Below are 26,440 nucleotides of genomic sequence, written 5' to 3'. Positions count from 1 at the left end.
CTAACCTGTGTTCTCACCCGGGAGTGCCGGGCCGCTCCAGTCTCCGCACCGCGGGCGTCAGGCCCCATTCCGTCCGCCCCAACCGGCTCACCGCGCCGAGCGCCGCGAAATCCGGGGCACCGTCCTCCGCCAGCACCTCGGGGTCGACCGTCACCGCGAGGACGTCGCCCATCACGACGAACGAGTCGCCGATCTCGATCACTCGATGCAGCCGGCACTCGATCGAGGCGGGTGCCTCCGCGACCCGCGGGGGCCGCACCCGCTCGCTCGGCTCGGCGTGCAGACCCACCTCCGTGAACTCGTCGATGTCGTGCGGGAACGCCGCCGACGAGGCGTTGACCTTCTCCATCAACGGCACGGTCGCGATGTTGATCACGAACTCGCCCGTCTGCTCGATGTTCCGCAGGCTGTCCTTGCGGCCCACGGACGTGAACTGCACGACCGGCGGGGCCGTACTCGCTACCGTGAAGAAGCTGTACGGAGCGAGATTGAACACACCGTCCTCGGCCTCGGTCGACACCCATGCGATCGGTCTCGGCACGATTGTCGCGGTGAGAAGGCGGTAGAAGCGGCCGGGACTCGACTCGGTGGGATCGAAGACTGTGCGCACGGCCTCCATTCTGACCACACCTGGACCCGGCCACACTTCCGGCGCAATTACCCTGGACTCCGTGAATCCGTCCACTGCCCAGGCCACTGCTGTCGTCGACGAACTCGCCCGGGGCGGTGTTCGGGACGTCGTGCTGTGCCCGGGCTCGCGCAACGCGCCGCTCGCCTTCGCGCTCCAGGCCGCCGACAACGCAGGACGTCTGCGCCTGCACATGCGTATCGACGAGCGCACCGCCGGATTCCTCGCGATCGGCCTGGCCCTCGCCTCGGGTCGTCCCGTCCCGGTCGTCATGACCTCCGGGACCGCCGTGGCCAACCTCGCACCGGCCGTGCTCGAGGCGAACTACGCCCGCGTCCCATTGGTCGTGCTCAGCGCCAATCGCCCCTACGAACTGCTCGGATCCGGCGCGAACCAGACCGTCGAACAGCTCGGAATGTTCGGCACCCAGGTACGCGCGACCATCAGCCTCGGACTCGCCGAAGGCACCGAACAGAACAGCCAGTGGCGTTCGGCGGTCTCCCGAGTGCTCGCCGCCGCCCGCGGAACCCGCTCCGGCAACGCCGGCCCGGTCCACTTCGATATCCCGCTGCGCGAACCGCTCGTGCCCGAGCTCGACGCGAAGGGACCGGTGCCCGAGGGGCGTCCCGACGGCAAGGCCTGGACCACCACGGTGAACGCCACCCTCGACGTCCCGCTCGAGATCGATCTGACCCCCGACACGATCGTCGTCTCCGGTCACGGTTCCGCTCACCGCCCCGAGCTGTCCGGGCTGCCGACCGTCGCCGAACCCACCGCACCGCTGCACGGCATCCCGGTGCATCCGATGGCGCTGCCGCACCTGAAGCCGCGCCAGGCGATCATCACCGGCCGGCCCACGCTGCATCGGCCGGTGTCGAACCTGCTCGCCGACCCCGCCGTCACCGTCTACGCGCTGACCACCGGGCCGCGCTGGCCCGACGTCTCGGGCAACGTCATCGCCACCGGCACCCGCGCCGTGGTGTCGGGAGCACCCGACGAGGCGTGGCTCGAACGATGCCGCCAGCTCTCGGCGCACACCGACAAGGCCGTGCGCGCCCAGCTCGACGGGCATCCGAAGGCCACCGGACTGCACGTCGCCGCGGTGGTGACGGATTCACTGAAGCCCGGCGACCAGCTGCTGCTCGGGGCGTCGAACCCGGTGCGCGACGCGGCGCTCGTGAGCTACCCGAAGCCGGACGTGAAGGTGCTGTCCAACCGCGGTGTCGCCGGGATCGACGGCACGGTCTCCACCGCCGTCGGTGCCGCACTCGCCTACGAGCAGGGACGGACCGTCGCGCTGCTCGGCGACCTGACCTTCCTGCACGACGCGTCGGGCCTGCTCATCGGACCGTCGGAGCCGCGTCCGCAGAACCTCACCATCGTCGTCGCGAACGACGACGGCGGCGGAATCTTCGAATTGCTCGAACAGGGCGACCCGCAGTACGCAGGTGTCTTCGAGCGTGTATTCGGCACGCCGCACGGCATGGACCTCGCGGCACTGTGCGCGGCCTACCGCGTCCCGCACGAGCGGGTGGATCTGCAGCGCCTCGCGCTGGCGCTCGCGGACGACACGGTGCCGCCCGCAGGCATCCGTGTGGTCGAGGTCACCACGGATCGGGCCGGCTTGCGCGAACTGCACGCGGCGGTGCGGGCGCAGCTGTGAGCGGACCCGAGCGCGCGCGGCGCGCGGTTCTCATCGTCGCGGCGGCGATCTCCGCCCTCGCGGTGATCCTGTTCCTCGGCGCTCTCCGCAACGACCTCACCATCCGCTCCGACACGGGTACGGCCGTCGCCGAGGTGCTCTCGGCCGGATCCCTCCGGTCCGCGGTGAGTTTCGTCACCCCCGACGGCGTGACACACAATCCCGAGCTGGGTGTTCTGTATCCGACAGGGCTGACCACCGGGCAGCGGATCGCCGTCGAATACGCCCGGAGTGATCCCGATCTCGTTCGCGTGACCGGTCGGGACGCTCGCGTCGCACTGATCCCCACCGGATCAGTGATTGTCGTCACATGGCTGATCGCCATGCCCGTGTCGATCTGGCTCAGGCGGAAGAGGAACGCGGCTGCCGCAGCCCCCTCCGACGAGAAGGGTCGGGAACTTCGGGTGTGACGAACGCAACGTCCGTCTCGACGTCGCTCCCGGGACGGCACGACGGCCGGGACGGCGCAGGGGAGCGGGTAACGTTTCGGCCGTGGCAACAACTCACGGATCACGCGCGTCGCTCGACAAGGACCCGCGTGAGGTCGCGTCCATGTTCGACGGGGTCGCTGCACGCTACGACCTGACCAACACCGTCCTGTCGTTCGGGCAGGACCGCGGGTGGCGTCGCGCGACCCGTGCCGCCCTCGACCTGAAGCCCGGCGAGCGCGTGCTCGACCTGGCCGCTGGCACCGGGGTCTCCACCGTCGAACTCGGACGGTCCGGCGCATGGGTCGTCGCCACCGACTTCTCCACAGGCATGCTGCACGCCGGTGAGTTCCGCAACGTCCCGATGGTCGCGGGCGACGCGATGCGACTGCCGTTCGCCGACGCCGTCTTCGACGCCGCGACCATCTCCTTCGGCCTGCGCAACGTCGCCGACCCGGACGAGGGACTGCGCGAGATCGCCCGCGTGGTCAAGCCGGGTGGACGCCTCGTGGTGTGCGAGTTCTCCACGCCCGTGCGCGAACCGCTGCGCACCGTCTACATGGAGTACCTGATGCGGACGCTGCCGCGGGTCGCGCGGGCGGTCAGCAGCAATCCCGACGCCTACGTCTACCTCGCCGAATCGATCCGGGCCTGGCCCGATCAGGAACAGCTCGCCCGGCGCATCGAGGCCGCGGGCTGGAGCGACGTGAAGTGGCGCAATCTCACCGGGGGCATCACCGCCCTGCACCGCGCGGTACGCACGTAGCCGCGCGCATCGGTGCAGCGCGGTACGCACGTAGCCGCGCGCATCGGTGCAGCGCGGTACGCAAGTAGCCGCGCGGCACATGTAGCGGCTCAGGCGAAGAGCGGCTGCCGATCCCAGCGCATCGAGAGATGACCGCTCGTCCGCCACACCCGGGCCACGAAGTCGGCGTCCTCGTCGGTGACGAGATTGCCCATCACCCGCACCGCGACCGACATCATCGTCCGCGACCGCATCGCGATCGGACCCGTCGCCGGCAGGAACTTCGGGATCGTGAGCAGGTTCGCGAGGCGACGCGCGGTGGAGAACGCCCGGCCGTAGTGGGAGCGCAGCGTCGCCGGCCACAGTTCGGTGAGGTCGTCGGAGTCGAGCAACCCGGTGACCAGCCGCCCGCCCTCGAGTCCGTAGTCGATGCCCTCGCCGTTGAGCGGATTGACGCACGCTGCGGCGTCGCCGATCAACGCCCAGTTCCTGCCCGCGACCCCCGACACGGCTCCGCCCATGGGCAGCAGCGCCGACGCCACCCGCGTCACCTCACCGAGCTCCCATTCGCTGCGGCGCTGCCGCGCGTACAGGTCGATGAGCGGTCGCAGCGATCCGTTCGCGGGTCGCGAGGCGGTCGCGAGGGTGCCCACCCCCAGGTTCACCTCGCCGGTGCCGAGCGGGAACACCCAGCCGTAACCCGGCTGGACGGCGCCCGCGTCGTCGCGCAGTTCGAGGTGCGAGGTGATCCACGGATCGTCGCTGCGCGGGGAGGTGGCGTAGGCCCGCGCGGCCACGCCGTAGGTGGTGTCGCGGTGCCAGCGACGTCCGAGCACCTTGCCGAGGGGAGAGCGCACCCCGTCGGCGACGATCAACATGCGGCACCGGACGGTCCGCGGTCCGTCGGCGGTGCGGAAGATCACGGCCGAGACCCGGTCGCCGTCGCGTTCGACGTCGACGGCCTTCGTCCCGTCCACGGCGCGGGCACCCGAGTCGAGCGCGACCTGCCGGATCCGGGCGTCGAGTTCGGTGCGCGGCACGGCACTGCCCACGACGGGGAACGACGAGTCGGGCCAGGGGAGTTCGAAGCGGCCACCGAAGCCCTCGAGACGCAGACCGCGGTTGACGGTGCGGGTGCGCAGCCAGTCGCCGAGACCGAGTTCGTCGAGTTCGGCGACGGCGCGCGGGGTCAGTCCGTCACCACAGGTCTTGTCGCGAGGGAAGGTCGCGGCATCGACGAGCAGCACCTCGCGACCGGCGCGGGCAGCCCACGCAGCGGCGGCGGAACCGGCTGGACCGGCACCGACGACGAGAACATCGGTACTGTCGGGAACGCAGGACTGGGATTGCCGCGGATCTCGCGCGGAGTGTTCGGCCACCACCGCTCCATCTTCTCAGGCCGCGATCGGCCGCCTCGACGAGGTGGATCGGGGAACGAACGGCTAGGTTCACTACGGTGAAGTCGAGGCGACAGAACAGGATGGGTACGTCATCGTGAGCACTGAGGGGGCGGCTCGGACCGCCGGTTCGGCCGATGCGGCGCCGAGCACCGTCGTGGCCGGTGTGGAACTCGGCGATCCGGTCCTCGCCGCGACAGTCGGGGACGGCCTCGCGAGCGTCGAGAAGCTCCTGGTCGAGGAATTGTCCGACGGTGAGGACTTCCTGACGGAGGCCGCACTGCACCTGGCGAAGGCGGGTGGCAAGCGGTTCCGGCCGCTGTTCACGATCCTCACCGCGCAGCTCGGGCCGAAGCCCACCGATCCCGCCGTGGTGACGGCGGCGACCGTCGTCGAGCTCGTGCACCTCGCGACGCTCTACCACGACGACGTGATGGACGAGGCGACGATGCGTCGCGGAGCTCCGAGCGCCAACGTGCGCTGGGGCAACAGCGTCGCGATCCTCGCCGGCGACTACCTGTTCGCGCACGCCTCGCGACTGGTGTCGACCCTCGGTCCGTCGGCCGTGCAGATCATCGCGGAGACGTTCGCCGAGCTGGTCACCGGTCAGATGCGCGAGACCATCGGTGTGCGCAGCAACGACGACCCGGTCGAGCACTACCTGCGGGTGATCTGGGAGAAGACCGGTTCGCTGATCGCCGCCAGCGGTCGCTTCGGCGGTACGTTCTCGGGCGCCGATCCGGAACACGTCGAGCGTCTCGAACGACTCGGCGACGCCGTCGGCACCGCCTTCCAGATCGTCGACGACATCATCGACATCGCGTCCGACACCACGGAGTCGGGCAAGACCCCCGGAACCGATCTCCGCGAGGGCGTGTACACCCTGCCGGTGCTCTACGCGCTGCAGGAGACCGGGCCGGAGGCCGATCGCCTGCGCGAACTGCTCGTCGGTCCCATCGAGGACGAAGCGCACGTCGCGGAGGCACTCGGGCTGCTCGTCCGCTCGCCGGGGATGGATGCGGCGAAGGCGACCCTCGCGACCTATGCCGCCCGCGCCCACGCCGAACTCGACGCCCTGCCTCAGGGCCCGGCGAACGAGGCGTTGCGTCGCCTCGTGGACTTCACCGTCGCCCGCGTGGGCTGACGGACCGTCGTGTGGTCCCGCCCCGTTTCGGGGCGGGAACCGCGCCGTGCGCTCGTTCGTTGGACGAACGAGTGGGGAATCGTGGTGCGGAAGGGGTGCGACGTGCACGGATACTCGAACCGTCTCAAGACGGCCGGTCTGCTGATCGGAATGTCCGCGCTGATCGTGTTCGTCGGAGCGTTGTTCCAGAACTCGACGATCCTGCTGATATCGATCGTGCTCGCCGTCGGCATGAACGGCTACGCGTACTTCAACAGCGACAAGCTCGCCCTACGGGCGATGCACGCCCAGCCTGTCACCGAGGTGCAGGCTCCGGCGATGTACCGGATCGTGCGCGAACTCGCGACCGCAGCGCACCAGCCCATGCCGCGGCTCTACATCAGCCCCACCAACGCCCCCAACGCGTTCGCCACGGGACGTAACCCGCGCAACGCCGCCGTGTGCTGCACGACGGGCATCCTGGAGATCCTGAACGAACGGGAACTGCGCGCGGTGCTCGGCCACGAACTCGCCCACGTCTACAACCGCGACATCCTCATCTCGTCGGTCGCCGGCGCGATGGCCGCCGTCATCTCGGGTCTGGCGAACTTCGCGTTCTTCGCGTCGGCATTCGGCAACCGGGAGGGTGGCGCGAATCCGCTGGCGCTGCTGCTGGTTTCCCTGCTCGGCCCCATCGCGGCATCGGTCGTCAAGCTCGCCGTGTCGAGGTCGCGCGAGTACCAGGCCGACCAGTCCGGTGCCGAGCTCACCGGCGACCCGCTGGCCCTGGCGTCGGCGCTGCGCAAGCTCGCTCTCGGCACGCAGGCCGCGCCGCTGCCGCCCGAACCGAAGCTCGCGGCCCAGTCGCACCTGATGATCGCCAACCCGTTCCGGGCGGGCGACAGGATGAGCCGGCTGTTCTCGACGCATCCGCCGATGGCCGACCGCATCGAACGACTCGAGCGCATGGCCGGGATCCGCTGACCGGACGGCACACGACACCCACAGACGACACCGCCCGCGACGGAAGTCGCGGGCGGTGTCGTAGGGGAGGGGTTCGTCAGCAGAGGTCGACGAACCAGCGGTGCTCGACGAACCAGCGGTAGTTGACGAACTAGCGGTAGTTGACGAACTGCAGGGCGATGTCGAGGTCGGCGTTCTTGAGCAGCGAGATGACGGCCTGCAGGTCGTCGCGCTTCTTGCTGGTCACGCGTAGCTCGTCGCCCTGGATCTGCGCCTTGACGCCCTTGGGGCCCTCGTCACGGATGAGCTTGGAGATCTTCTTGGCGTTCTCCTGGCTGATGCCCTGCACCAGGGTTCCGGTGATCTTGTAGACCTTGCCGGACTGCGTCGGCTCGCCGGCGTCGAAGGACTTCAGCGAGAGGTCTCGGCGGATCAGCTTCTCCTTGAAGACCTCCAGCGCGGCGAGTGCGCGGTCCTCGGTCTCGGCCGAGATCGTGATGGCCTCGTCACCCGACCACTCGATGTGCGCCCCGGTGTTCCGGAAATCGAAGCGGTTGGCGATCTCCTTCGCCGCCTGGTTCAGCGCGTTGTCCACTTCCTGGCGGTCGACCTTGCTCACCACATCGAACGACGAATCAGCCACGTCTCACTCCACTTCCGGGTCGGTCTGTAAGGGTTCTGTCCACCCGACGCTATCGGGTCGCGCGGGGCTGTGACCACTCGGTTTGCGTTTCGGGGGGGTATGCGTTGTATTCTTCCAAACGCATCGAGGACGCGGTCCCGATCGCACCCGGCAGGTTGCCCGAGCGGCCAATGGGAGCGGACTGTAAATCCGTCGGCTTACGCCTACGTAGGTTCGAATCCTACACCTGCCACCGGAACGGCCCCGGTTCTTCGGAACCGGGGCCGTTCTGCATTCCGGGGTCTCTGTAGTGCGGATTCTCTGTAGTGCAGGTCCTTGTAGCGCAGGCCCTGGAGTGTGGTCCGGGAGTGTGGGTCCTGCTCTCCCGGGACTCTCCCGAGGTTCTGGCCGGCTCGGCACGCGGTGCCGTTCCGTCCCGCGCCCGGTACCCACCGCCGGCCCACCGCGCGCGTACGTGTGGGCACGGGTGGGTGCGGGTGCGCAGAGCTCGGAGAGCAGCGGCGTTTATGGGCCTCTACCAGCGGATTTTGCACCAGGACCGAGTGTGTGTAATCTTTTGGAGGCCGCAGCGAGCAGAGATGCTCCGGAGGCCACGCCCCCTTAGCTCAGTCGGCAGAGCGTTTCCATGGTAAGGAAAAGGTCGACGGTTCGATTCCGTCAGGGGGCTCGCTGGATTGAGGTGCCGCCTTCGTAGCGACACTCGGCACCGAGGCGGTGTAGCTCAGTTGGTAGAGCAAACGACTCATAATCGTTGCGTCGCCGGTTCAAGTCCGGTCACCGCTACCAAAAGTTCATTGATCCACCCTGATCGATACTGATCGGATTGACGCGAAAGAAGGCATCCCGTGGCCTCCTCTACTGACGTTCGGCCGAAGATCACCTTGGCCTGCGAGGTGTGCAAGCACCGCAACTACATCACCAAGAAGAACCGTCGCAACGACCCCGACCGGCTCGAACTGAAGAAGTTCTGCCCGAACTGCGGTACGCACCAGTCGCACCGCGAGTCCAAGTAGCCGGTCGGAACGACGTCGACGCGTAAGGTCTCCGCAATACCGACCGTGCCAGTTGGCGTCGTCGGAATTGCGGAGGTTTTGCGTATGACGAACGTACTCGAGAACCAGGAATCGGTGGACGCGACCGAACAGGCCGGGATCCCGTTCGATGCCGCCGCGCACGCCAAGTCCATGGTCGGCCACCACTACCGGGTGGACGACTACTACGAGGTGGGTCGCGAGAAGATCCGCGAGTACGCCCGTGCCGTGCGCGATTCGCATCCGGCGCATCACGACGACGACGCAGCCCGCGGGCTGGGGTACGACGGAGTGATCGCGCCGCTGACCTTCGTCTCGATCGTCGGCATGATCGCGCAGCGCAAGCTGTTCGAAGAGGTCGTCACCGGATACGACCTGAGCCAGATCATGCAGACCGACCAGCGGATGGTCTACCACCGCCCGATCCAGGCCGGCGACAGGCTGTTCTGCGACGTCTACCTCGACGATTTCCGTCAGGCTGCCGGCAGCGACATCATCACCACCAAGAACGTGATCACCGATCAGTACGACAATCTCGTGCTCACGTCCTGGACGACGCTCGTCGCCCGTTCCGGTGGCGAGGTCGACGACAACATCGCGCACGCGGTCAAGGATGTGGTGATGCACAGTGACACTCCGTAGTTTCGCGGATGTCGCGGTAGGGGACGAGCTTCCGTCGAAGGTCGTCACACTCACGCGCGGAAATCTGGTCAACTATGCAGGTGTGTCGGGTGATCCCAACCCGATCCACTGGAGCGACAAGGTGGCCGAACTGGCCGGCTTGCGCGACGTCGTCGGGCACGGCATGCTCTCGATGGGCATCGCGGCCGGCTTCGTCACGGAGTGGCTGGGAGACCCCGGCGCGGTGACCGAATACAACGTTCGGTTCACCAGTCCGGTATATGTGGAGGCCGACAAGGCCGCCGAGATCGAGTTCACCGGCAAGATCAAGTCGGTGGACGCGGAGAGCAAGACAGCAGTGGTCGCTATCGTGGCGAAGTCCGACGGTCGCAAGATCTTCGGTCGGGCCACGGCAACGGTCCGTTTGGCCTGACGGCCGAGCGGATTGGGTTTGTCCCGGGGCAATGCAGTACACTTAGGCTTCTGGGATCGCATAGCAGCGCGCTGCTCTACGAAGGCCGTAACGGCCCGACGGGGTAGCGCGCGTGTCATGTGGTCGCAGATGGGTCGGTTCCGGACACTCGCTTCGTACGAGTGTGGATGTCCGACCAGAGGGGCGTAGCTCAATTGGCAGAGCAGCGGTCTCCAAAACCGCAGGTTGCAGGTTCAAGTCCTGTCGCCCCTGCCCCCGGACTGCCAGCGACCGAGAGGAACGATGTGAGCGAGGAGCGCGGTCAGCGCCACAGCGGCACCGCAGGGAACATCCCCGGCGACGCTGGAACGGCTACCGGCGCGACCCCCGACGGTTCCTCCGCGGCTGCTCGGCCGACCGGCAAGCGGGCCACCCGTCGTGGTGCAGCCGGTTCCTCGGCTTCCACGACGAGCGCGGTGTCCATGAAGAAGACGTCGCGTTCGGCCACGGCCGTGAGCGATCGTCCCGCCGCGAAGTCCGAGAACATCTTCAAGCGACTCGTGCGCTTCTTCCGTGAGGTCGTCGCCGAGCTCCGCAAGGTGATCTGGCCCAACCGCAAGCAGTTGACCACCTACACACTCGTGGTCCTTGCGTTCGTGACCGTCATGACGGCGTTCATCTTCGGATTGGATCTGGCGTTCGTACAGGGCGTCAGCTGGTTGTTCGGTTAGCGCCTGTCCGCGCGAGACGAAAAATGTGATCGACGAGAGGAAAGTGCCCGGTGAGCACCCCCGAGAACGACTCGTACGAGGCTTCGGCCGAGGAGCACGTTTCGGACGAGGCCTTGGTTGACGACGTGACGGCCGAGTCGGCGGATGCGGACACCGAGGTCTCCGAGTCCGACGCTGCTGTCGAGTCCGGCACCGATGTTGAGTCCGATGCCGATGTCTCCGACGCAGCGGAGGACGCCGCTGACGCGCCCGCCGAAGAGGACGAGGTCGATCCGGCCGAGGCCCTCGAGAAGCAGCTGCGGCGTGAGCCCGGCGACTGGTACGTCGTGCACTCCTACGCCGGTTACGAGAACAAGGTCAAGACCAACCTCGAGACCCGTGTCCAGAACCTCGACCTCGCCGATTACATCTTCCAGGTCGAGGTGCCGACCGAAGAGGTCACCGAGATCAAGAACGGTCAGCGCAAGCAGGTCAACCGCAAGGTCCTGCCCGGCTACATCCTCGTCCGGATGGAACTCAACGACGAGTCGTGGGGTGCCGTCCGGAACACGCCCGGCGTGACCGGCTTCGTCGGAGCCACGTCGCGTCCGTCGCCGCTGACGATCAAGGAGGTCGTGAAGTTCCTCCTCCCGCAGCAGGCGAAGAAGAAGCCGGCGGCCGGTGCCCCGGCCGCAGGCGAGCAGGCTCCCGCCGCCGCTGCGAAGCCCGCCATCGAGGTGGACTTCGAGGTCGGCGAGTCCGTCACCGTGATGGACGGCCCGTTCGCGACGCTGCCCGCCTCCATCAGCGAGGTCAACGCCGAGCAGCAGAAGCTCAAGGTCCTGGTGTCGATCTTCGGCCGTGAGACTCCCGTGGAGTTGTCGTTCAACCAGGTGTCGAAGATCTGACGGTCCCCGGGACCCGACGGCGCCGGCATCCGGCGCGCACAAGCTTGCAGTAGCAGTACGCAAGAACCACACCGAGCAAGAAACTAGGAATAGAGATGCCCCCCAAGAAGAAGAAGATCGCCGGGCTCATCAAGCTCCAGATCCAGGCCGGCCAGGCCAACCCGGCTCCGCCGGTCGGCCCCGCGTTGGGTCAGCACGGCGTCAACATCATGGAGTTCTGCAAGGCGTACAACGCGGCGACCGAGTCGCAGCGTGGCAACGTCGTGCCGGTCGAGATCACGGTCTACGAGGACCGCTCGTTCGACTTCAAGCTGAAGACCCCGCCGGCCGCGAAGCTCCTGCTCAAGGCTGCAGGCGTGCAGAAGGGCTCCGGCGAGCCGCACAAGACCAAGGTCGCCAAGGTGACCATGGATCAGGTGCGCGAGATCGCCAAGACCAAGCAGGAAGACCTGAACGCCAACGACATCGAGGCTGCCGCGAAGATCATCGCCGGCACCGCTCGGTCGATGGGCATCACGGTCGAGGGCTGAGCCCTCACTGTTCCGGGGACCCGTCCCCGCCTGCAGTAGCACTCGTGGGAGGGCCGGCCAGGCCCGCTACCACGCCCGAACCATTCACCTGCCGGTGAGAAGTTAGGAAAGAACATGGCAAAGCGCAGCAAGGCATACCTCGCCGCGGCCGAGAAGATCGACTCGGACAACCTGTACAGCCCCCTCGCAGCTGCGAAGCTCGCGAAGGAGACCACCTCGAAGAACTACGACGCCACCGTCGAGGTCGCCATGCGACTCGGTGTGGATCCCCGTAAGGCGGACCAGATGGTGCGCGGCACGGTCAACCTGCCGCACGGCACGGGTAAGACCGCTCGCGTCATCGTCTTCGCGGTGGGCGAGAAGGCTGCCGAGGCCGAGGCCGCAGGCGCCGACGTCGTGGGCGCCGAGGATCTGATCGAGCGCATCCAGGGCGGCTGGCTGGACTTCGATGCCGCGATCGCGACCCCCGACCAGATGGCGAAGGTCGGTCGTATCGCCCGCGTCCTCGGTCCCCGTGGTCTGATGCCGAACCCGAAGACGGGTACGGTCACCCCGGACGTCGCGAAGGCCGTCACCGACATCAAGGGTGGCAAGATCAGCTTCCGCGTCGACAAGAACGCCAACCTGCACTTCGTGATCGGCAAGGCCTCGTTCGACGAGACCAAGCTGGTCGAGAACTACGCTGCTGCTCTGGACGAGGTGCTCCGCGCCAAGCCGTCCAGCGCGAAGGGCCGCTACATCAAGAAGGTCACGATCGCTACGACCACCGGCCCGGGCATCCCGGTGGATCCGCAGCGCACCCGCAACCTCCTCGAGATCGCGGAGTAGTTCGCACTGCACGCAGTGGATGTGCATTCGAAGCGGCCGGCACAGCATCGCTGTGCCGGCCGTTTTGCATTTCGCGGATATCGTCCGCTACAGTGGTCGGGTAGTTCGGCGTGCGCCGATCTTCACCCCGATCATGTTCTACCCAAGACCGTTGGTCACCGAATCCGCGTGCGGATCGGTTGAAGGTCCGGAGTTGTCCGGCGGCCCACGCAGGAGGACGAGGTTAGGGGAGATGTGAGCCGTGATGTGCCTTCCGGGTGCATTCGAGTTCCTCCTCCTTTCACGCCCCGTGTGCCCTGCGCCGGGGCGTTCGTCGTTTTCCGGTCCCGGCGGTCGTCCGGTGGGGCGTCCCACTCGGGACACCGGGAAAACGACTGTTACTGAGAGGAGGCGAAGTATGGCAAAGCCCGAGAAGGTTTCCGCAGTTGCGGAGATCACCGAGCAGTTCAAGACCTCCACCGCTGCCGTGATCACGGAATACCGTGGTCTGTCGGTGGGAAGTCTGACCGAGCTGCGTCGCGCTCTCGGAGAGGGTGCCACCTACTCCGTCGCCAAGAACACCCTGGTCAAGCGTGCCGCCGCTGAGGCGGGCGTCGAGGGTCTCGACGACCTGTTCGTCGGTCCGACCGCCATCGCGTTCGTCAAGGGCGAAGCGGTGGACGCTGCGAAGGCTCTGAAGAACTTCGCGAAGGACAACAAGGCTCTCGTCATCAAGGGCGGCTACATGGACGGCGCTGCGCTGTCCGTGGAGCAGGTCAACCAGATCGCGGACCTCGAGTCCCGCGAGGTGCTGTTGGCCAAGCTCGCCGGCGCGATGAAGGGCAACTTGGCAAAGGCCGCAGGCCTGTTCAACGCCCCCGCTTCTCAGGTGGCCCGCCTCGCGGCCGCTCTGCAGGAGAAGAAGGCGGGCGAAGAAGCCGCCTGACGCTGATCCGCATCACTGCGAATCCGCATCACCGCGAAAGATACATCCACGCGTGCTCCGGCACGCACCATCCCATCCGGTCGCGGATCAGCGACATGGGACTTATCAGGAAGGACCGCCACCATGGCGAAGCTCACCACCGAAGAGCTGCTCGACGCGTTCAAGGAACTGACCCTGCTCGAGCTCTCGGAGTTCGTTAAGGCATTCGAGGAGACCTTCGAGGTCACCGCTGCTGCTCCGGTTGCCGTCGCTGCCGCCGGTGCTCCGGCCGCTGCTGCCGAGGCCGAGTCCGAGCAGGACGAGTTCGACGTCATCCTCGAGGGTGCCGGCGACAAGAAGATCCAGGTCATCAAGGTCGTTCGCGAGATCGTCTCCGGCCTGGGCCTGAAGGAAGCCAAGGACCTCGTCGAGGGTGCTCCGAAGCCGATCCTCGAGAAGGTCGCCAAGGACGCTGCCGACGCTGCCAAGGCCAAGCTCGAAGAGGCCGGCGCCAAGGTCACCGTCAAGTAAGACGGTTTCCGAACTTCCCCGTCGAGCGTTCGTCGCTCTCCGGGACGGTTCCGCACAGGGCCGTTTCCGCGAATTCACTTTCGCGGGAACGGCCCTTTCGCATTCTCGGACAAGAATGCCGAGCGATATGTCCGATATCGGCAGAATTCGATATTTACATCGTGTTCATGCAGGTCACGGCATAAGTCCAGATATGTATGCCCCCTTGTACGAGGTCCTTACTCATGAGTAGGATCGCTTGTCACAGGTACCACTATCCATGCGATAGAGTGACCCAACCCACACGGGGGCGACGGTATCGGACAGCGGAGGTAATCGTGGGAGTCGAGGTTTCCGTCGAGGGGCTGACCAAGTCCTTCGGCTCGCAACGTATCTGGCAGGACGTGACGTTGACGTTGCCGGCCGGTGAGGTCAGTGCGCTGCTCGGTCCGTCGGGTACCGGTAAGTCGGTGTTCCTCAAGTCGTTGATCGGTCTGTTGCGCCCGGAGGAGGGCTCGATCGTCATCGACGGCACCGATATCCTGCAGTGCTCGAGCAAGGAGCTCTACGAGATCCGCAAGCTGTTCGGGGTGTTGTTCCAGGACGGGGCGTTGTTCGGGTCGATGAACCTCTACGACAATGTCGCCTTCCCGCTGCGCGAGCACACCAAGAAGTCCGAGTCGGAGATCCGGCAGATCGTGATGAGCAAGCTCGAGCTCGTCGGTCTGCTCGGCGCCGAGGACAAGCTCCCGGGTGAGATCTCCGGGGGGATGCGCAAGCGCGCCGGCCTGGCGCGGGCGTTGGTGCTCGATCCGGAGATCATCCTGGTCGACGAGCCGGATTCGGGTCTCGATCCGGTGCGCACCACCTACATTTCGCAGACGTTGATCGACATCAACGCGGAGATCGATGCGACGATCCTGATCGTGTCGCACAACATCAATCTGGCGCGCACGGTGCCGGACAACATCGGCATGTTGTTCCGCCGGCAGTTGGTGATGTTCGGTCCGCGCGAGGTGTTGCTGACCTCGGACGAGCCGGTGGTCAAGCAGTTCCTCAACGGCACGATGATCGGTCCGATCGGGATGTCGGAGGAGAAGGACGAGGCGACGATGGCGCACGAGCAGGCGCTCGTCGAGGCGGGTCATCATGCCGGTGGTGTGGACGATGTCGAGGGGATCGTGCCGCAGATGCAGGCCACGCCGGGGATGCCCGAGCGGCAGGCGGTGGCGCGTCGGCAGGAGCGGGTGCGGTCGATCCTGCACACCCTGCCCCCGGCCGCCCAGAGCGCCATCCTCGAGTCGCTCGATCACAACGGCGCGCCCCACACCGCCCGGGGCTATGCCGACGACGACACCCAGATCATTCCCGCCTACACCGGAGAGGGATACGAGCAGCAGGCCCAGCAGTAGCAACAGCCGCAGCAGTAGCAACAGCCGCAGCAGTGGTACAGCGTCAGTAGTGGCACAGCCGCAGGCTGGAGAAGTAGGAGAGTAGATGGGGGCGGGGAGCTCGCTCGTGCGGCCGGTTCACGGCGCACTCACCCAGGCCGGCAACATCGTCGAACTGTTCGTCGACGTCGTGCGGAACACCTTCCGCCGACCGTTCCAATTCCGGGAATTCATCGAACAGGCGTGGTTCATCGCCAGTGTCACGATTCTTCCGACGGCGCTCGTCGCGATCCCGTTCGGCGCCGTCGTGTCGCTGCAGACCGGCTCGCTGATCAAGCAGCTCGGCGCCGAATCGTTCACCGGCGCCGCGAGCGTCCTGGCGGTCATCCAGCAGGGCAGTCCGATCGTGACGGCTCTGCTGATCGCCGGTGCCGCCGGCTCCGCGGTCACCGCCGACCTCGGTTCGCGGACGATCCGCGAGGAGATCGACGCGATGGAGGTGCTGGGCATCAATCCCATCCAGCGACTCGTCGTCCCGCGAGTACTGGCGATGGTGCTCGTCGCGCTCCTGCTCAACGGTCTCGTCTCCGTGATCGGCATCGCCGGCGGCTACTTCTTCAACGTGGTGCTGCAGGGCGGTACCCCCGGCGCCTACCTCGCCTCCTTCTCCGCCCTCGCGCAGCTACCCGACCTCTACGTCGCCGAACTCAAGGCTGCGATCTTCGGGTTGATCGCCGGCGTCGTCGCGTCCTACAAGGGACTGCACCCGGGTGCGGGCCCGAAGGGCGTGGGGGAGGCCGTGAACCAGACCGTCGTCATCACGTTCCTGCTGCTCTTCTTCGCGAACCTGATCCTGACGATGGTGTACCTGCAGATCGTTCCTGCGAAGGGATCCTGACCAGATGACAGTCTCCAGAGGCCGCGGAGATCTCGTTCTTCTCCGGGGTCGCCGAGCGGTGCGCGCACCGCTGAACGTGCTCGACCGCGCGGGGGACCAGATGTCCTTCTACGCGCGCGCCGTCGCGTGGACCCCGCGAACCCTCACCCACTACCGCAAGGAAGTCCTGCGGTTGCTCGCCGAGGTCACCTTCGGCAGCGGTGCACTCGCTGTGATCGGTGGCACCATCGGCGTCATCGCCATGATGTCCGGCTTCACCGGCGTCGTCGTGGGTCTGCAGGGTTACGCCGCGCTCGAGCAGCTCGGCTCGTCGGTGCTCACCGGCTTCCTCTCCGCCTACGTCAACACCCGTGAGTTGGCCCCGATCGTCGCGGCGCTCGCGTTGTCGGCGACCGTGGGCTGCGGCTTCACGGCACAGCTCGGCGCCATGAGGATCAGCGAGGAGATCGACGCCCTCGAGGTGATGGCCGTGCCGTCGCTGCCGTTCCTGGTGACCTCCCGGATGATCGCCGGCTTCGTCGCCGTGATCCCGCTGTACATCATCGGTCTCCTCGCGGCCTATCTCGCGACCCGCACGATCAGCACGCTGTTCAACGGCCAGTCGAGCGGCTCGTACGACCACTACTTCTATCTGTTCCTCCCACCGGAGGACGTGTTGTATTCGTTCGCGAAAGTGCTGGTCTTCGCGTTCGTGGTCATCCTCATCCACTGCTACTACGGTTTCCACGCCAGCGGCGGTCCCGCCGGCGTCGGTGTGGCCGTGGGCCGCGCGGTGCGTACCGCGATCGTGACGATCGCGATCCTCGACTTCTTCCTCAGCCTCGCGATCTGGGGCACGACGACCACGGTGAGGGTGGCCGGATGAGCGACACGACCACTTCGCCCGTGCGTCGGCGCACCCTGGGACTGATCTTCTTCGTGGTGCTGGCGCTGTTCCTGTACGTCACGATCGCGATGTACAACAAGACGTTCACGAAGGTCGTGAAGGTCGACCTCCGCACCGACAGCATCGGCAACGCGCTGCCGCTCAACGCCGACGTCAAGGCGCGCGGTGTGCTCGTCGGCGAGGTCCGCGGAACGAGCGCGGAAGGCGGCGACGTCACCGCGCATCTCGCTCTCGACCCCGACAAGGCCGAACTGATCCCGGTCAACGCCACGGCACAGCTGCTGCCGAAGACACTCTTCGGTGAGCGCTACGTCTCGCTGATCATCCCCGACGATCCGGGGCGTCCCGTCACGAACGGCGATGTGCTGGTGCAGGACACGAGCGAGCGCACCGTCGAACTCGGCGACGTGCTCGACGGGCTGCTCCCGCTCCTCGAGGCCGTCCCGCCGCAGGACCTCGCCAACACGCTCGGCGCACTGGCACAGGGACTGAGCGGACGCGGGGAGAAGCTGGGGCAGACGGTCGACGACCTCGAACAGATCTTCCGTGAGGTGAACGTCGAACTGCCCACGCTGCAGGAGGATCTGCGCGGTCTCGCCGACTTCTCGCAGACCTACTCCGAAGCCGCACCGGAACTCGTCGAGGCGCTGAACAACCTGCGCACGACGGGTGGCACGGTCGTCGAACAGCAGAACCAGATCCGCACGCTGCTCGCGAGCGCGACGGGAGCGTCGTCGCAGACGGCCGATTTCATCGAGCAGAACTCGAACTCGATCATCACGCTGTCCGCCGATTCGAAGGAGGCGCTGCAGCTGCTCGCCCGTTACTCGCCGTCCTTCCCGTGCACCTTCGAGGGATTCGCCGACGCGAAGCCGGCCGCCGTCGACCTGCTCGCGGCCGACGATCCGTTCCCGGGTGTGCGCGCGAACATCCAGTTCACGAACCCGAAGGGCCGCTACCTGCCGAACCAGGACGAACCGCGTCTGCTCGACGATCGCGGACCGGCCTGCTACAACGACGTGACCGCGCCCGGCCGCAACTTCCCGCAGTATCCGGGCGGTTCGGTCAACGACGGTTCGTACCAGGTGCCGTCGCGTAATCCCGGCCCCGAGACCATCGATTTCTTCCCTGCCCCGGCAGGATCCGGCGTCCCCGACGACGTCGGCGAGATCATCGGCACCTCGGGCAACGGCGCGACTCCCGTCTCGTACGCCGGCTCGCGTCTGGAACAGGACACGCTCGACGTGATCTACGGACAGGCCACCGGTGTCGACCCCGAGGAGGTCCCGTCCTGGACCACCCGGCTCGGCGCTCCGGCGATCCGCGGTACGGAGGTGAGCTTCCAGTGAGAGGTCTGGCAGCACCCCTGATCAAACTCATCGTGTTCGCCGTGGTCACCGTCATCGCCACCGGTGTCCTCGCCGCGACCATCGCCAGTGTCGGCGGTGGGGGAGGAACGAAGTTCCACGCGATCTTCTCCGACGTCACCTCGCTCAACAAGGGCGACGACATCCGCATCGCGGGTGTCCGCGTGGGACAGGTCGAGGAGATCTCGGTCTTCGACGAACGGCAGGCGCGGGTCACCTTCTCGCTCGAGGAGCGCGACTGGTTGCCTGCCGGTGCCACGGCGACCATCCGTTTCCGCAATCTCGTCGGCCAGCGGTACATCGCGCTCGGTCAGGGCGAGGGTGCGCAGGGCGAGAAGATCACGAGCGGCGACACGATCCCGATCGAGCGAACGAAGCCGGCGGTGAACCTCACGACGCTCTTCGACGGCTTCCGGCCGTTGTTCCAGACGCTGAGCGCCGACGACGTCAACAAGCTCTCGTTCCAGATCATCCAGGTCTTCCAGGGTGAGGCCGGAACGATCGACGATCTGGTGCGCAGCACCGCGTCGCTGACCAACACCATCGCCGACAAGGATCGCGTGATCGGTGCGGTGATCGACAACCTCAACACCGTCCTGGCCACGATCGACCAGCGCGACGAGCAGCTCGATTCGCTGCTCGTCAACACGCAGGCACTCGTCAGCGGATTGTCGGCCGACCGGGCGACCGTCGGTTCGGCGGTGGCGTCGATGGCGGGGCTGACCGACGCGGTCTCCGACGTCCTCGAGCCCACCCGTCCGTCGATCGCACAGTCGATCACGGCGCTCGAACAGGTCACCTCGAATCTCAACGCGAACCGCGACGAGGTCGACCGCGTCCTCGAGACGTTGCCGGTCAAGCTCGACAAGCTCGGGCGCGTGGCCAGCTACGGTTCGTGGTTCCAGTTCTACCTGTGCGGTATCGACATCGTCGCAGGTCCCGGTTCGGTCCCGTATCTGAATCTGCCGACGGGGCTGCCCACCGTGAACCAACCCATCTACACGAATGCGGCGAAGCGTTGCTCGCAGGAGGGGATGCAGGAGTTGCAGGGACGATGAGCAAACGTCGCAGTCCGGCCGCCGCCGGTGCCCTGGGCATCGTCGTGGTGCTGCTGGGGACACTGTCCGCCTTCTTCCTCGACGAACTGCCCATCATCGGGGCGGGCGCAACCTACGAGGCCGAATTCAGCGAGGCCGCAGGTCTCAAGCCCACCAACGAGGTGCGTATCGCCGGCGTGAAGGTCGGCAAGGTCACCGGAGTCGACCTCGAGGGCGACCGCGTGATCGTCTCGTTCAAGGTCCAGGACGCCTGGGTCGGGAACGACACGGCGGCCTCCATCCAGATCAAGACGATCCTCGGGCAGAAGTATCTGGCGCTCGAGCCGCGGGGTACGGAGGTGCTCGACCCGGACGACCGGATCCCGCTCGACCGGACGGTCGCGCCGTACGACGTGATCGAGGCGTTCTCGTCGGCGGCAACCACCCTCGGCGAGATCGATTCCGAACAGCTCGCGACCGGCTTCCAGACCCTGTCGGAGGCCTTCTCGGAGACACCCGACGACATCCGGGCCTCACTCGACGGCATCAGCCGCCTGTCCGAGACCGTCGCGAGTCGTGACCAGGAGCTGAAGAAACTCCTCGATGCGACCGGCAACGTCTCGAAGGTGCTCGCCGACCGCAACGCCGAGTTCAACCGGTTGCTCTCCGACGGCGCGCTGCTCGTCGCGGAACTGAACAACCGGCAGGAGGCGATCTCCCAGTTGCTCGACGGCACCAAGCGGTTGTCGGCCGAGCTCTCCGGGCTCGTCGAGGAGAACCGCGAGACCATCGGTCCCGCCCTGCAGCAGTTGCGCGGCGTCGTCGACATCCTCCAGGAGAACAACGACAACCTCGATCGGGCCATGGAGCTGTACGAGCCGTTCGTGCGCGTCTACACCAACGTTGTCGGCAACGGCCGGTGGTTCGACCAGGTCGTCGTGAACCTGACCCCGCCGGGCCTGCCGGAGATCCCCGGTTACCGCGAACCCGGTCGCCGCCTGGAAGGGGGTAACTGATGGCACACGCCGAGAACGGCGAGTCCCGCAGCAATCGCGGGCGCATCGCGCTGATCGCGGCCGTCGTGGCGGTCGCGGTGGCCCTGGCCGGAGCCGGCTGGTGGCTGTTCACCCGACTGGGCACCACCGAGATCACCGCCTACTTCGACAAGGCCGTCGGCATCTACGAGGGCTCCGACGTGCGGGTGCTCGGCGTCGAGGTGGGGAAGGTGACCTCCGTCGAACCGCAGGGCGATCTGGTGAAGGTCGGTCTGCGGGTGAACCGCGGCGTCGACATCCCGGCCGACGCTCGCGCCGTGCAGATCACCCCCTCGGTGGTCGCCGACCGTTACGTGCAGCTCACCCCCGCCTACACCGGCGGCGACACGATGAGCAGCGGTGCGGTGATCGACCGCGAGCGCACCGCCACCCCGGTGGAGGTCGACGAGCTCTACGCGAGCATCGACGAACTCTCCCGCGCGCTCGGTCCCGACGGCGCGAACCGTGAGGGCGCGCTGACCGATTTCGTGGAGGTCGGTGCGGAGAACCTCGCCGGCAACGGCGAGGCCCTCGGGCAGAGCATCGAGAACCTGTCGGCCGCCGCGCGCACGCTCGACCAGTCGCGCGACGACCTCTACGGCACGATCGAGAACCTGCAGGTGTTCGTCAGCGCCCTCGCGGCCAACGACGAGCAGGTGCGCCAGTTCAACGCCCAGCTCTCGGACCTGTCGGGATTCCTGGCGGGGGAGCGGCAGAACCTCGGCGAGGCCCTGAACACGCTGTCGGTCACGCTCGGCGACGTCGCGACGTTCGTGCGCGACAACCAGGCGGCCGTGAAGGACAACGTCGACGCACTCGTGCCGATCACGGAGACCCTGTCGAATCGTCGGCAGGAACTCGTGGATTCGCTGACGCTGCTCCCGCTCGCGGTGAGCAACCTCGTCAACTCCTACGACGCCGAAGCCGGTGTGCTCGCGTCGCGCCTCGTGCTGCCCGACCTGCAGGATCCTGCGGGAGCGGTGTGCAAGCTCATCGATCTGGGCAATCTCGTGCCCGGCGACGAGCGTTTCGAGCAGCTCGGCCGGCAGATGCAGCCGCTGATCGACCGGTGCCGCGACGTCGCCACACAGATCACCGAGGACCAGCGGTCCCCGGATCTGATCCTGCCGTTCGGTGTCCTGAGCGGCGAGAACATTCAGCGGCAGGTCACTCCGGGCACGGTGCCCGGCGTGGTCTCGCCCCGGCTCGACCTCCAGGGAGGAGATCGGTGAGCGGCGCGAAGAGGATGGGCCGCACAGGTGTCTTCGGAGCGGCCGCGTGCGTGGTCGCTGTGACGGTCACGGGGTGCGGCGGTCTGTCCGACGTCCCGTTGCCCGGCGGCGCCGACGTGGGGAGCGATCCGATCCGTCTGTCCGTCCAGTTCGACGACGTGCTCGACCTGGTTCCGCAGTCGAGCGTGAAGGTCGACGGTGTACCGGTCGGGCGCGTCGAATCGATCTCGGTCGCATCCGATTTCGGGTGGACCGCCGACGTCGGCATCGTGCTCGACTCGAGTGTCGACCTGCCGGCGAACGCGCTCGCGAGCGTCGAACAGTCGAGTCTGCTCGGTGAGAAGTTCGTGCAACTCACGCCTCCGGAGGACGAGCCCCCGACGGGCCGGCTCGCGGACGGCGACGTGATCCCGCTCGACCGCACCCGGCACGCCACCGAACTCGAACCGGTGCTCGGCGCGCTGTCGCTGCTGCTCAACGGTGGCGGTGTCGGTCAGCTCGCGCCGATCGTCAACGAATTGTCGACGGCCTTCGACGGCCGCGAGGGAACCACGCGCAGCCTGATCGAGCAGGCCGAGACCCTGATCACCGGTCTCGAACAGCAACGCGACGACATCACCCGGGCGCTCGACGGACTCGACGAGCTCACGGTGCGGGTCGCGGAGCAGAACGACAAGATCGCCGCCGTGCTCGACGAACTGCCGGTCGCGACCGAGGTGCTCGAACAGCAGCGGCCGCAGCTGACCCAGCTGCTCGGCCAGCTCGACCGGCTCGGCACCGCGGGTGTCGACGTCCTCGATCAGTCCAAGGAGGATCTGATCGCCGACCTTTTGGCGCTGCGCCCGACCCTCCAGGCACTCGCGGCATCGGGCGACGACCTCGTCGAGGCGCTCGCCTTCGTGCCCACGGTGCCGTTCCCGGACGGTGTCGAGAAGGTCGCGCTGGGCAACTCGGTGAACCTCTTCCTCGTCGTCGACCTGCAGATCGGCAACGCGCTGGCCGCGCTCGGTGTGGGCCAGGGCGACCCGGTCTACCGCGAGCCGAAGTTCGGCAATCCGAAGCCGCTCGTCGACCCGTCCAACCCGTACTACGACGGGAACGGGCCCGCCCCGGGCTGGCCCACCGTGTCGCTGCTGCCGGTGCTTCCCACTCCGCGTCTGCCCGGTGTGACGCTGCCCGAAGGGGTGTCGCTGCCCGACGGCATCGAGATCCCGGGGGTCACCGAGGCCGGCGCGGACACCGACACCGGTGCCGACGGTGACGAGGCCCCACAGCCGGGGCCGCTGCAAGGTTTGCTGAATCAGCTCGGACTCGGGGGTGGGCAGTGAGATCGCGCCTGGTGAAAGTGCAGCTCGCGCTGTTCGTGATCATCGCGCTGCTCGGCATCGTGTTCGTCGGTGCCCGGTACGTGCGGCTCGACAACCTCATGGGCTTCGGCCAGTACACCGTCGACGCGCGGTTCCCCACCGGCGGCGGCATCTTCCCGAACGCCGAGGTCACCTACCGCGGGGTGCCCGTGGGCCGTGTCGGGGCGCTCAGCCTCACGGACGACGGCATCAACGTCGAGCTGCGTCTCGACAACGGCGGACCGCAGATCCCGGCGTCGGCGCGACCGGTCGTGGCGAACCGGTCGGCGATCGGTGAGCAGTACGTCGATCTGCAGCCGCCGAACGACGAGGGCCCCTATCTCGAACAGGGCTCCGTCATCGAGGGAACCGAGGAGGATCTGCCCACGCCGGTCGAGGACCTGCTGCTGAGCACGAACGACCTCGTGTACTCGGTTCCGCTCGAGCCGCTGCGCACCGTCGTCACCGAGCTCGGCGCGGCCTTCGACGGCCGCGGCGACGACCTGCAGGTGCTCGTCGACGCGCTCGCCGGTCTCAGCGAGAAGGGCGCCGAGTACCTGCCGCAGACCGTCACGCTGATCCGCGACAGCCTCACGGTGCTCGACACGCAGTCCGACCAGTCGTCGGCGATCCAGCAGTTCAGCTCGGATCTGGACCTGGTGACCGCACAGCTCCGCGACAGCGATCCCGATCTGCGGCGCCTGATCGACACCGGCACCGACGCGAGCGACCAGCTCTCGCAGCTGATCGAGGGCTCCGGCCCGGGCCTGACCACCGACCTCGCGAACCTCGCGGCGGTGGCGGAAGTGGCCGCGCCGCAGTCGATCGCCCTGCAGCCGCTGCTGGCCTTCCTTCCCGCCGTCGCGGGCAGTGCGAGTACGGTCGCTCCGGGCGACGGTGCGGTGCGTCAGGGCATCGTGCTCGAGACCAACAATCCGCCTTCGTGCACCATCGGGTACGAGGGGACGCAGGAGATCCTCGCGCAGATGCGCGCGCAGGATCCGAACTTCGACGAGACCCAGCAGGACTTCCCGTTCAACACGAACGCCTCGTGCGAGGTGCCGCAGGGCAGTGTCACCGGCGTGCGCAGCGCGAACCGCATCGTCTTCGCCGATCCGAACACGATCCAGCCCTGGGATTTCAAGCCGAAGAAGGACCCCGACAAGCTCAACCTGAATCCGATCGCGACGCAGCTCGCGCCGTTGCTCGGAGTCACCCCGAAGTGAGCAGTTAGTAGGTTTGTGGAGTGAGTGCACCAATTTCCTCCGACGCTCCGCCCACCCCGCCCCCATCCGCCGACGGCAACTCGCCCGCGGACGGCCGGGGACCGGGCGGGGCACGCAGGGCGGCCCTTGCCGTCGTCTCGGTGCTCGCCGTCGTCGCCCTCGCGGCGGCGGTGTGGTTCGGCTACGGCTGGGGGCGTGCGCTCCTGGTGGACCGTTCGGCCGCCGAGGCGCGCGACGCCGCACTCTCGGGAGCCATGCAGGCGGCCGTCAACCTGAACAGTGTCGACGCGAACGACGTCGACCTGTCGATCGAGAACATGCGGTCGTCGATCACCGGCGACGCCCTGCGCAACGATCTCGCGGCGACCGAGGAGGACATCCGGGCTCGGGTCGCGGAGACCGGCACCAGCATGTCGGCCGAAGTGCTGTTCGGAACGCTCACCGAACTCAACACCGACGACGATCTGGGTAAGGCGCTCGTCGTGCTCGCCGTGCGCACCCAGACCCCCGAGTACTTCGTGACCAACAAGGTCCCGGTGCTCGTGTCGCTGCGCAAGGACGGCGACGTGTGGAAGGCCGAGACCATCGAGCCGCTCGCCTCCGTCGAGATGGAGTCGGGCCCGGTCCCCGGTGCTCCGGCTCCCGATCCCGGCGCGCAGCCCGCGCCCGGCGATTCCGGGGCGCCCGCGCCGGGAGATACCGGGGCGCCCGCGCCCGAGGGCGAGGCGGGCCCATGATGTTCGGCAAGTCGACGAAGGAGAACGTGTAGTGCCCCCGCAGCGACGGAAGACCGGCCCCAGCGGGCCCCCGCGCCGTCGGCCGAAGGTCGCCGGCACGTCCCGACCGCCCCGGATGACCCCTGCAGAGGACGAACGCCCGACCCCGGCGCAGGACGAACGCCCGTCCCGGACGGAGCGGACGATCACGCCGCCCGAACAGGGGAGTACCGGACCGGCGGAGACCCGTACAGGGGAAAACCCTGCCGAGCAGTCGCGACCTTCCGAGGTGACGCTCGACAAGCAGGAGAACGAGCACGAGAAGCCCGCGCCGACGGCCGCCGACACGGCCGGGTCCCCGGCAGCGAGCCCGGCGGAGACTGCGACCGAGCCCGGGGATCCACCGGAGCCTCCCGCCGGTGAGGCCGGCGGGTCGCGTGCCTCCGGTGGGTGGCGCCCGGTGATTCTCGTCGGTGCGGTGGCGGTGGTGCTCGCGGTGATCGCCGCGGTCGCGGCCTTCCGTCCCGGTGCCGACGTCTCGAACGTCGCGTGGGTCGACACCGCGGAGACCCGTGAGGTCACCGAGGCCGCGAAGGTCGCGATCGAGACCATGCACGGCTACGACTACCGCACCATCGACGAGGACTTCGGGCGGATCCGGGAGTTGCTGACCCCGGAGCGGCTCGAGGAGTTCGACTCGACCGCGGACGTCACCAAGAAGGCCGCGATCGACACCCGCACGGTCACCGAGGTGATGGTCGAGCACATCGGCGCGACGATGCTCGACGACACCCGCGCCGAGGTCGCCGCCTACATCAACGTCAGCGCCACCGGCGACGGGATCGCCCAGGGCAGCGCGGCCGCACCGCTGCTGGTGAGGATGGAGAAGTCGGACGGACGATGGCTGGTCTCGGAGATCCGCGACCGGTGACGACGGCTGCGGATCGCCCCCTCACCGGGGGTGTCCGCGGCCGCGACGCGCGGATCGTTCCGGACGCGCAGTCTTGACGCAGGCGACGCGAGCGGTCACTCTATCGGTACGCCTGTTCGACTGAAGGCTTCCTCGTGAGCCGCTCGAGGTCGTTTGCCAGGTTTCTTTGAGGCACCCCTGTGGACATTTCGCCTACTAAGGTGTAGGTTAGTTCTTTGCGCTGGCTGCCTCCTGTTCACCTTCTGATCGTCGAGTCGGAATCCGCCCTTTCGGGCGAGACCGTTTCGGTGTGT

General features: G+C 67.3%; 28 protein-coding genes and 4 tRNA genes. 29 read left to right on the top strand and 3 right to left on the bottom strand.

Annotated features, from left to right (window positions below):
• Positions 1-13: 13 nt before the first annotated feature.
• A complete protein-coding gene (locus LPH33_RS18360; protein WP_229565341.1) occupies positions 14-619 on the bottom strand; it encodes a flavin reductase family protein in 606 nt (201 codons plus the stop codon).
• A 52-nt stretch (positions 620-671) separates the two neighbouring features.
• Here LPH33_RS18360 and menD point away from each other — a divergent pair, with 52 nt between their 5' ends.
• The 3 genes from menD (at position 672) to LPH33_RS18345 (ending at position 3,524) form a co-directional block, all read left to right on the top strand.
• The gene (menD, locus tag LPH33_RS18355; protein WP_229565339.1) at positions 672-2,291 is read left to right on the top strand and encodes a 2-succinyl-5-enolpyruvyl-6-hydroxy-3-cyclohexene-1-carboxylic-acid synthase; all 1,620 of its coding nucleotides are present in this window, start codon (positions 672-674) and stop codon (positions 2,289-2,291) included.
• Positions 2,288-2,740 (top strand): DUF3592 domain-containing protein, encoded by a 453-nt coding sequence (locus LPH33_RS18350; protein WP_145693279.1) that lies wholly within the window; start codon positions 2,288-2,290, stop codon positions 2,738-2,740. Before menD ends, LPH33_RS18350 begins: the two co-directional genes overlap by 4 nt.
• 82 nt (positions 2,741-2,822) lie before the next feature.
• The gene (locus LPH33_RS18345; RefSeq protein ID WP_088897082.1) at positions 2,823-3,524 is read left to right on the top strand and encodes a demethylmenaquinone methyltransferase; all 702 of its coding nucleotides are present in this window, start codon (positions 2,823-2,825) and stop codon (positions 3,522-3,524) included.
• Between the two features lie 89 nt (positions 3,525-3,613).
• On the opposite strand, the gene LPH33_RS18340 is transcribed toward LPH33_RS18345, so the two are convergent.
• Positions 3,614-4,885 (bottom strand): geranylgeranyl reductase family protein, encoded by a 1,272-nt coding sequence (locus LPH33_RS18340; RefSeq protein WP_229565338.1) that lies wholly within the window; start codon positions 4,883-4,885, stop codon positions 3,614-3,616.
• Between the two features lie 112 nt (positions 4,886-4,997).
• Between LPH33_RS18340 and LPH33_RS18335 the strand changes: the two genes are divergently transcribed.
• Positions 4,998-6,044: a polyprenyl synthetase family protein gene (locus LPH33_RS18335; protein WP_229565336.1), complete on the top strand. Its 1,047-nt coding sequence runs from the start codon at positions 4,998-5,000 to the stop codon at positions 6,042-6,044.
• Between the two features lie 102 nt (positions 6,045-6,146).
• Positions 6,147-7,007 (top strand): zinc metalloprotease HtpX, encoded by an 861-nt coding sequence (gene htpX / locus LPH33_RS18330; protein WP_088897125.1) that lies wholly within the window; start codon positions 6,147-6,149, stop codon positions 7,005-7,007.
• Positions 7,008-7,137: 130 nt separating this feature from the next.
• On the opposite strand, the gene LPH33_RS18325 is transcribed toward htpX, so the two are convergent.
• Entirely contained in the window at positions 7,138-7,629 is a 492-nt protein-coding gene (locus LPH33_RS18325) for a YajQ family cyclic di-GMP-binding protein (protein WP_016694310.1), read from the bottom strand.
• Positions 7,630-7,778: 149 nt separating this feature from the next.
• On the opposite strand from LPH33_RS18325, the gene LPH33_RS18320 reads away from it, so the two are divergent.
• The 24 genes from LPH33_RS18320 to LPH33_RS18205 all read left to right on the top strand — a co-directional run bounded on the left by LPH33_RS18320 (position 7,779) and on the right by LPH33_RS18205 (position 26,147).
• Positions 7,779-7,861 (top strand) — tRNA-Tyr (locus tag LPH33_RS18320).
• A 362-nt stretch (positions 7,862-8,223) separates the two neighbouring features.
• Positions 8,224-8,296 (top strand) — tRNA-Thr (locus LPH33_RS18315).
• A gap of 43 nt (positions 8,297-8,339) precedes the next feature.
• Positions 8,340-8,415, top strand: a tRNA-Met gene (locus LPH33_RS18310).
• Between the two features lie 59 nt (positions 8,416-8,474).
• Positions 8,475-8,642, top strand: a complete 168-nt coding sequence (rpmG, locus tag LPH33_RS18305) for a 50S ribosomal protein L33 (protein ID WP_003941903.1) — start codon at positions 8,475-8,477, stop codon at positions 8,640-8,642.
• 84 nt (positions 8,643-8,726) lie between these two features.
• On the top strand, positions 8,727-9,302 hold the full coding sequence (gene hadA, locus LPH33_RS18300; protein WP_016694308.1) for a (3R)-hydroxyacyl-ACP dehydratase subunit HadA: 576 nt from the start codon (positions 8,727-8,729) through the stop codon (positions 9,300-9,302).
• Positions 9,289-9,714, top strand: coding sequence for a (3R)-hydroxyacyl-ACP dehydratase subunit HadB (hadB, locus tag LPH33_RS18295; RefSeq protein WP_019291230.1), 426 nt, complete (start codon positions 9,289-9,291; stop codon positions 9,712-9,714). The genes hadA and hadB overlap by 14 nt, the downstream gene beginning before the upstream one ends.
• 179 nt (positions 9,715-9,893) lie before the next feature.
• Positions 9,894-9,966, top strand: a tRNA-Trp gene (locus LPH33_RS18290).
• Positions 9,967-9,998: 32 nt separating this feature from the next.
• A complete protein-coding gene (gene secE, locus LPH33_RS18285) occupies positions 9,999-10,424 on the top strand; it encodes a preprotein translocase subunit SecE (RefSeq protein WP_026061589.1) in 426 nt (141 codons plus the stop codon).
• 50 nt (positions 10,425-10,474) lie between these two features.
• Positions 10,475-11,311 (top strand): transcription termination/antitermination protein NusG, encoded by an 837-nt coding sequence (gene nusG / locus LPH33_RS18280; protein WP_016694306.1) that lies wholly within the window; start codon positions 10,475-10,477, stop codon positions 11,309-11,311.
• 95 nt (positions 11,312-11,406) lie between these two features.
• A complete protein-coding gene (gene rplK / locus LPH33_RS18275) occupies positions 11,407-11,841 on the top strand; it encodes a 50S ribosomal protein L11 (RefSeq protein ID WP_006552290.1) in 435 nt (144 codons plus the stop codon).
• A gap of 114 nt (positions 11,842-11,955) precedes the next feature.
• The gene (rplA, locus tag LPH33_RS18270) at positions 11,956-12,669 is read left to right on the top strand and encodes a 50S ribosomal protein L1 (RefSeq protein ID WP_016694305.1); all 714 of its coding nucleotides are present in this window, start codon (positions 11,956-11,958) and stop codon (positions 12,667-12,669) included.
• 397 nt (positions 12,670-13,066) lie between these two features.
• Positions 13,067-13,594 (top strand): 50S ribosomal protein L10, encoded by a 528-nt coding sequence (gene rplJ / locus LPH33_RS18265; protein ID WP_006552288.1) that lies wholly within the window; start codon positions 13,067-13,069, stop codon positions 13,592-13,594.
• A 123-nt stretch (positions 13,595-13,717) separates the two neighbouring features.
• Entirely contained in the window at positions 13,718-14,104 is a 387-nt protein-coding gene (gene rplL, locus LPH33_RS18260) for a 50S ribosomal protein L7/L12 (protein ID WP_003937621.1), read from the top strand.
• Between the two features lie 314 nt (positions 14,105-14,418).
• Entirely contained in the window at positions 14,419-15,495 is a 1,077-nt protein-coding gene (locus LPH33_RS18255) for an ABC transporter ATP-binding protein (protein ID WP_324256240.1), read from the top strand.
• An 85-nt stretch (positions 15,496-15,580) separates the two neighbouring features.
• On the top strand, positions 15,581-16,372 hold the full coding sequence (locus tag LPH33_RS18250) for an MlaE family ABC transporter permease (protein ID WP_006552286.1): 792 nt from the start codon (positions 15,581-15,583) through the stop codon (positions 16,370-16,372).
• A 4-nt stretch (positions 16,373-16,376) separates the two neighbouring features.
• Entirely contained in the window at positions 16,377-17,237 is an 861-nt protein-coding gene (locus LPH33_RS18245) for an MlaE family ABC transporter permease (protein ID WP_024101684.1), read from the top strand.
• A complete protein-coding gene (locus tag LPH33_RS18240; RefSeq protein ID WP_016694782.1) occupies positions 17,234-18,607 on the top strand; it encodes an MCE family protein in 1,374 nt (457 codons plus the stop codon). Before LPH33_RS18245 ends, LPH33_RS18240 begins: the two co-directional genes overlap by 4 nt.
• The gene (locus tag LPH33_RS18235; protein WP_016694781.1) at positions 18,604-19,683 is read left to right on the top strand and encodes an MCE family protein; all 1,080 of its coding nucleotides are present in this window, start codon (positions 18,604-18,606) and stop codon (positions 19,681-19,683) included. Before LPH33_RS18240 ends, LPH33_RS18235 begins: the two co-directional genes overlap by 4 nt.
• Positions 19,680-20,678, top strand: coding sequence for an MCE family protein (locus LPH33_RS18230; RefSeq protein WP_016694780.1), 999 nt, complete (start codon positions 19,680-19,682; stop codon positions 20,676-20,678). Before LPH33_RS18235 ends, LPH33_RS18230 begins: the two co-directional genes overlap by 4 nt.
• Complete coding sequence (locus tag LPH33_RS18225; RefSeq protein WP_016694779.1) at positions 20,678-21,928, top strand: MCE family protein; 1,251 nt, start codon at positions 20,678-20,680, stop codon at positions 21,926-21,928. Before LPH33_RS18230 ends, LPH33_RS18225 begins: the two co-directional genes overlap by 1 nt.
• A 14-nt stretch (positions 21,929-21,942) precedes the next feature.
• Positions 21,943-23,256, top strand: coding sequence for an MCE family protein (locus LPH33_RS18220; protein WP_019291235.1), 1,314 nt, complete (start codon positions 21,943-21,945; stop codon positions 23,254-23,256).
• On the top strand, positions 23,253-24,500 hold the full coding sequence (locus LPH33_RS18215) for an MCE family protein (RefSeq protein ID WP_059383308.1): 1,248 nt from the start codon (positions 23,253-23,255) through the stop codon (positions 24,498-24,500). Before LPH33_RS18220 ends, LPH33_RS18215 begins: the two co-directional genes overlap by 4 nt.
• Positions 24,501-24,640: 140 nt before the next feature.
• The gene (locus LPH33_RS18210) at positions 24,641-25,237 is read left to right on the top strand and encodes a hypothetical protein (RefSeq protein ID WP_120280020.1); all 597 of its coding nucleotides are present in this window, start codon (positions 24,641-24,643) and stop codon (positions 25,235-25,237) included.
• A 31-nt stretch (positions 25,238-25,268) separates the two neighbouring features.
• Positions 25,269-26,147, top strand: coding sequence for a hypothetical protein (locus LPH33_RS18205; protein WP_143543542.1), 879 nt, complete (start codon positions 25,269-25,271; stop codon positions 26,145-26,147).
• The last annotated feature ends 293 nt before the right edge of the window (positions 26,148-26,440 follow it).

It is taken from the genome of Rhodococcus sp. RDE2 (genome assembly GCF_020885655.1).
GTDB lineage: Bacteria > Actinomycetota > Actinomycetes > Mycobacteriales > Mycobacteriaceae > Rhodococcus > Rhodococcus pyridinivorans.
The sequence above is the reverse complement of the archived record's forward strand: the minus strand, read 5'-3'. Positions and strand labels throughout refer to the sequence as shown.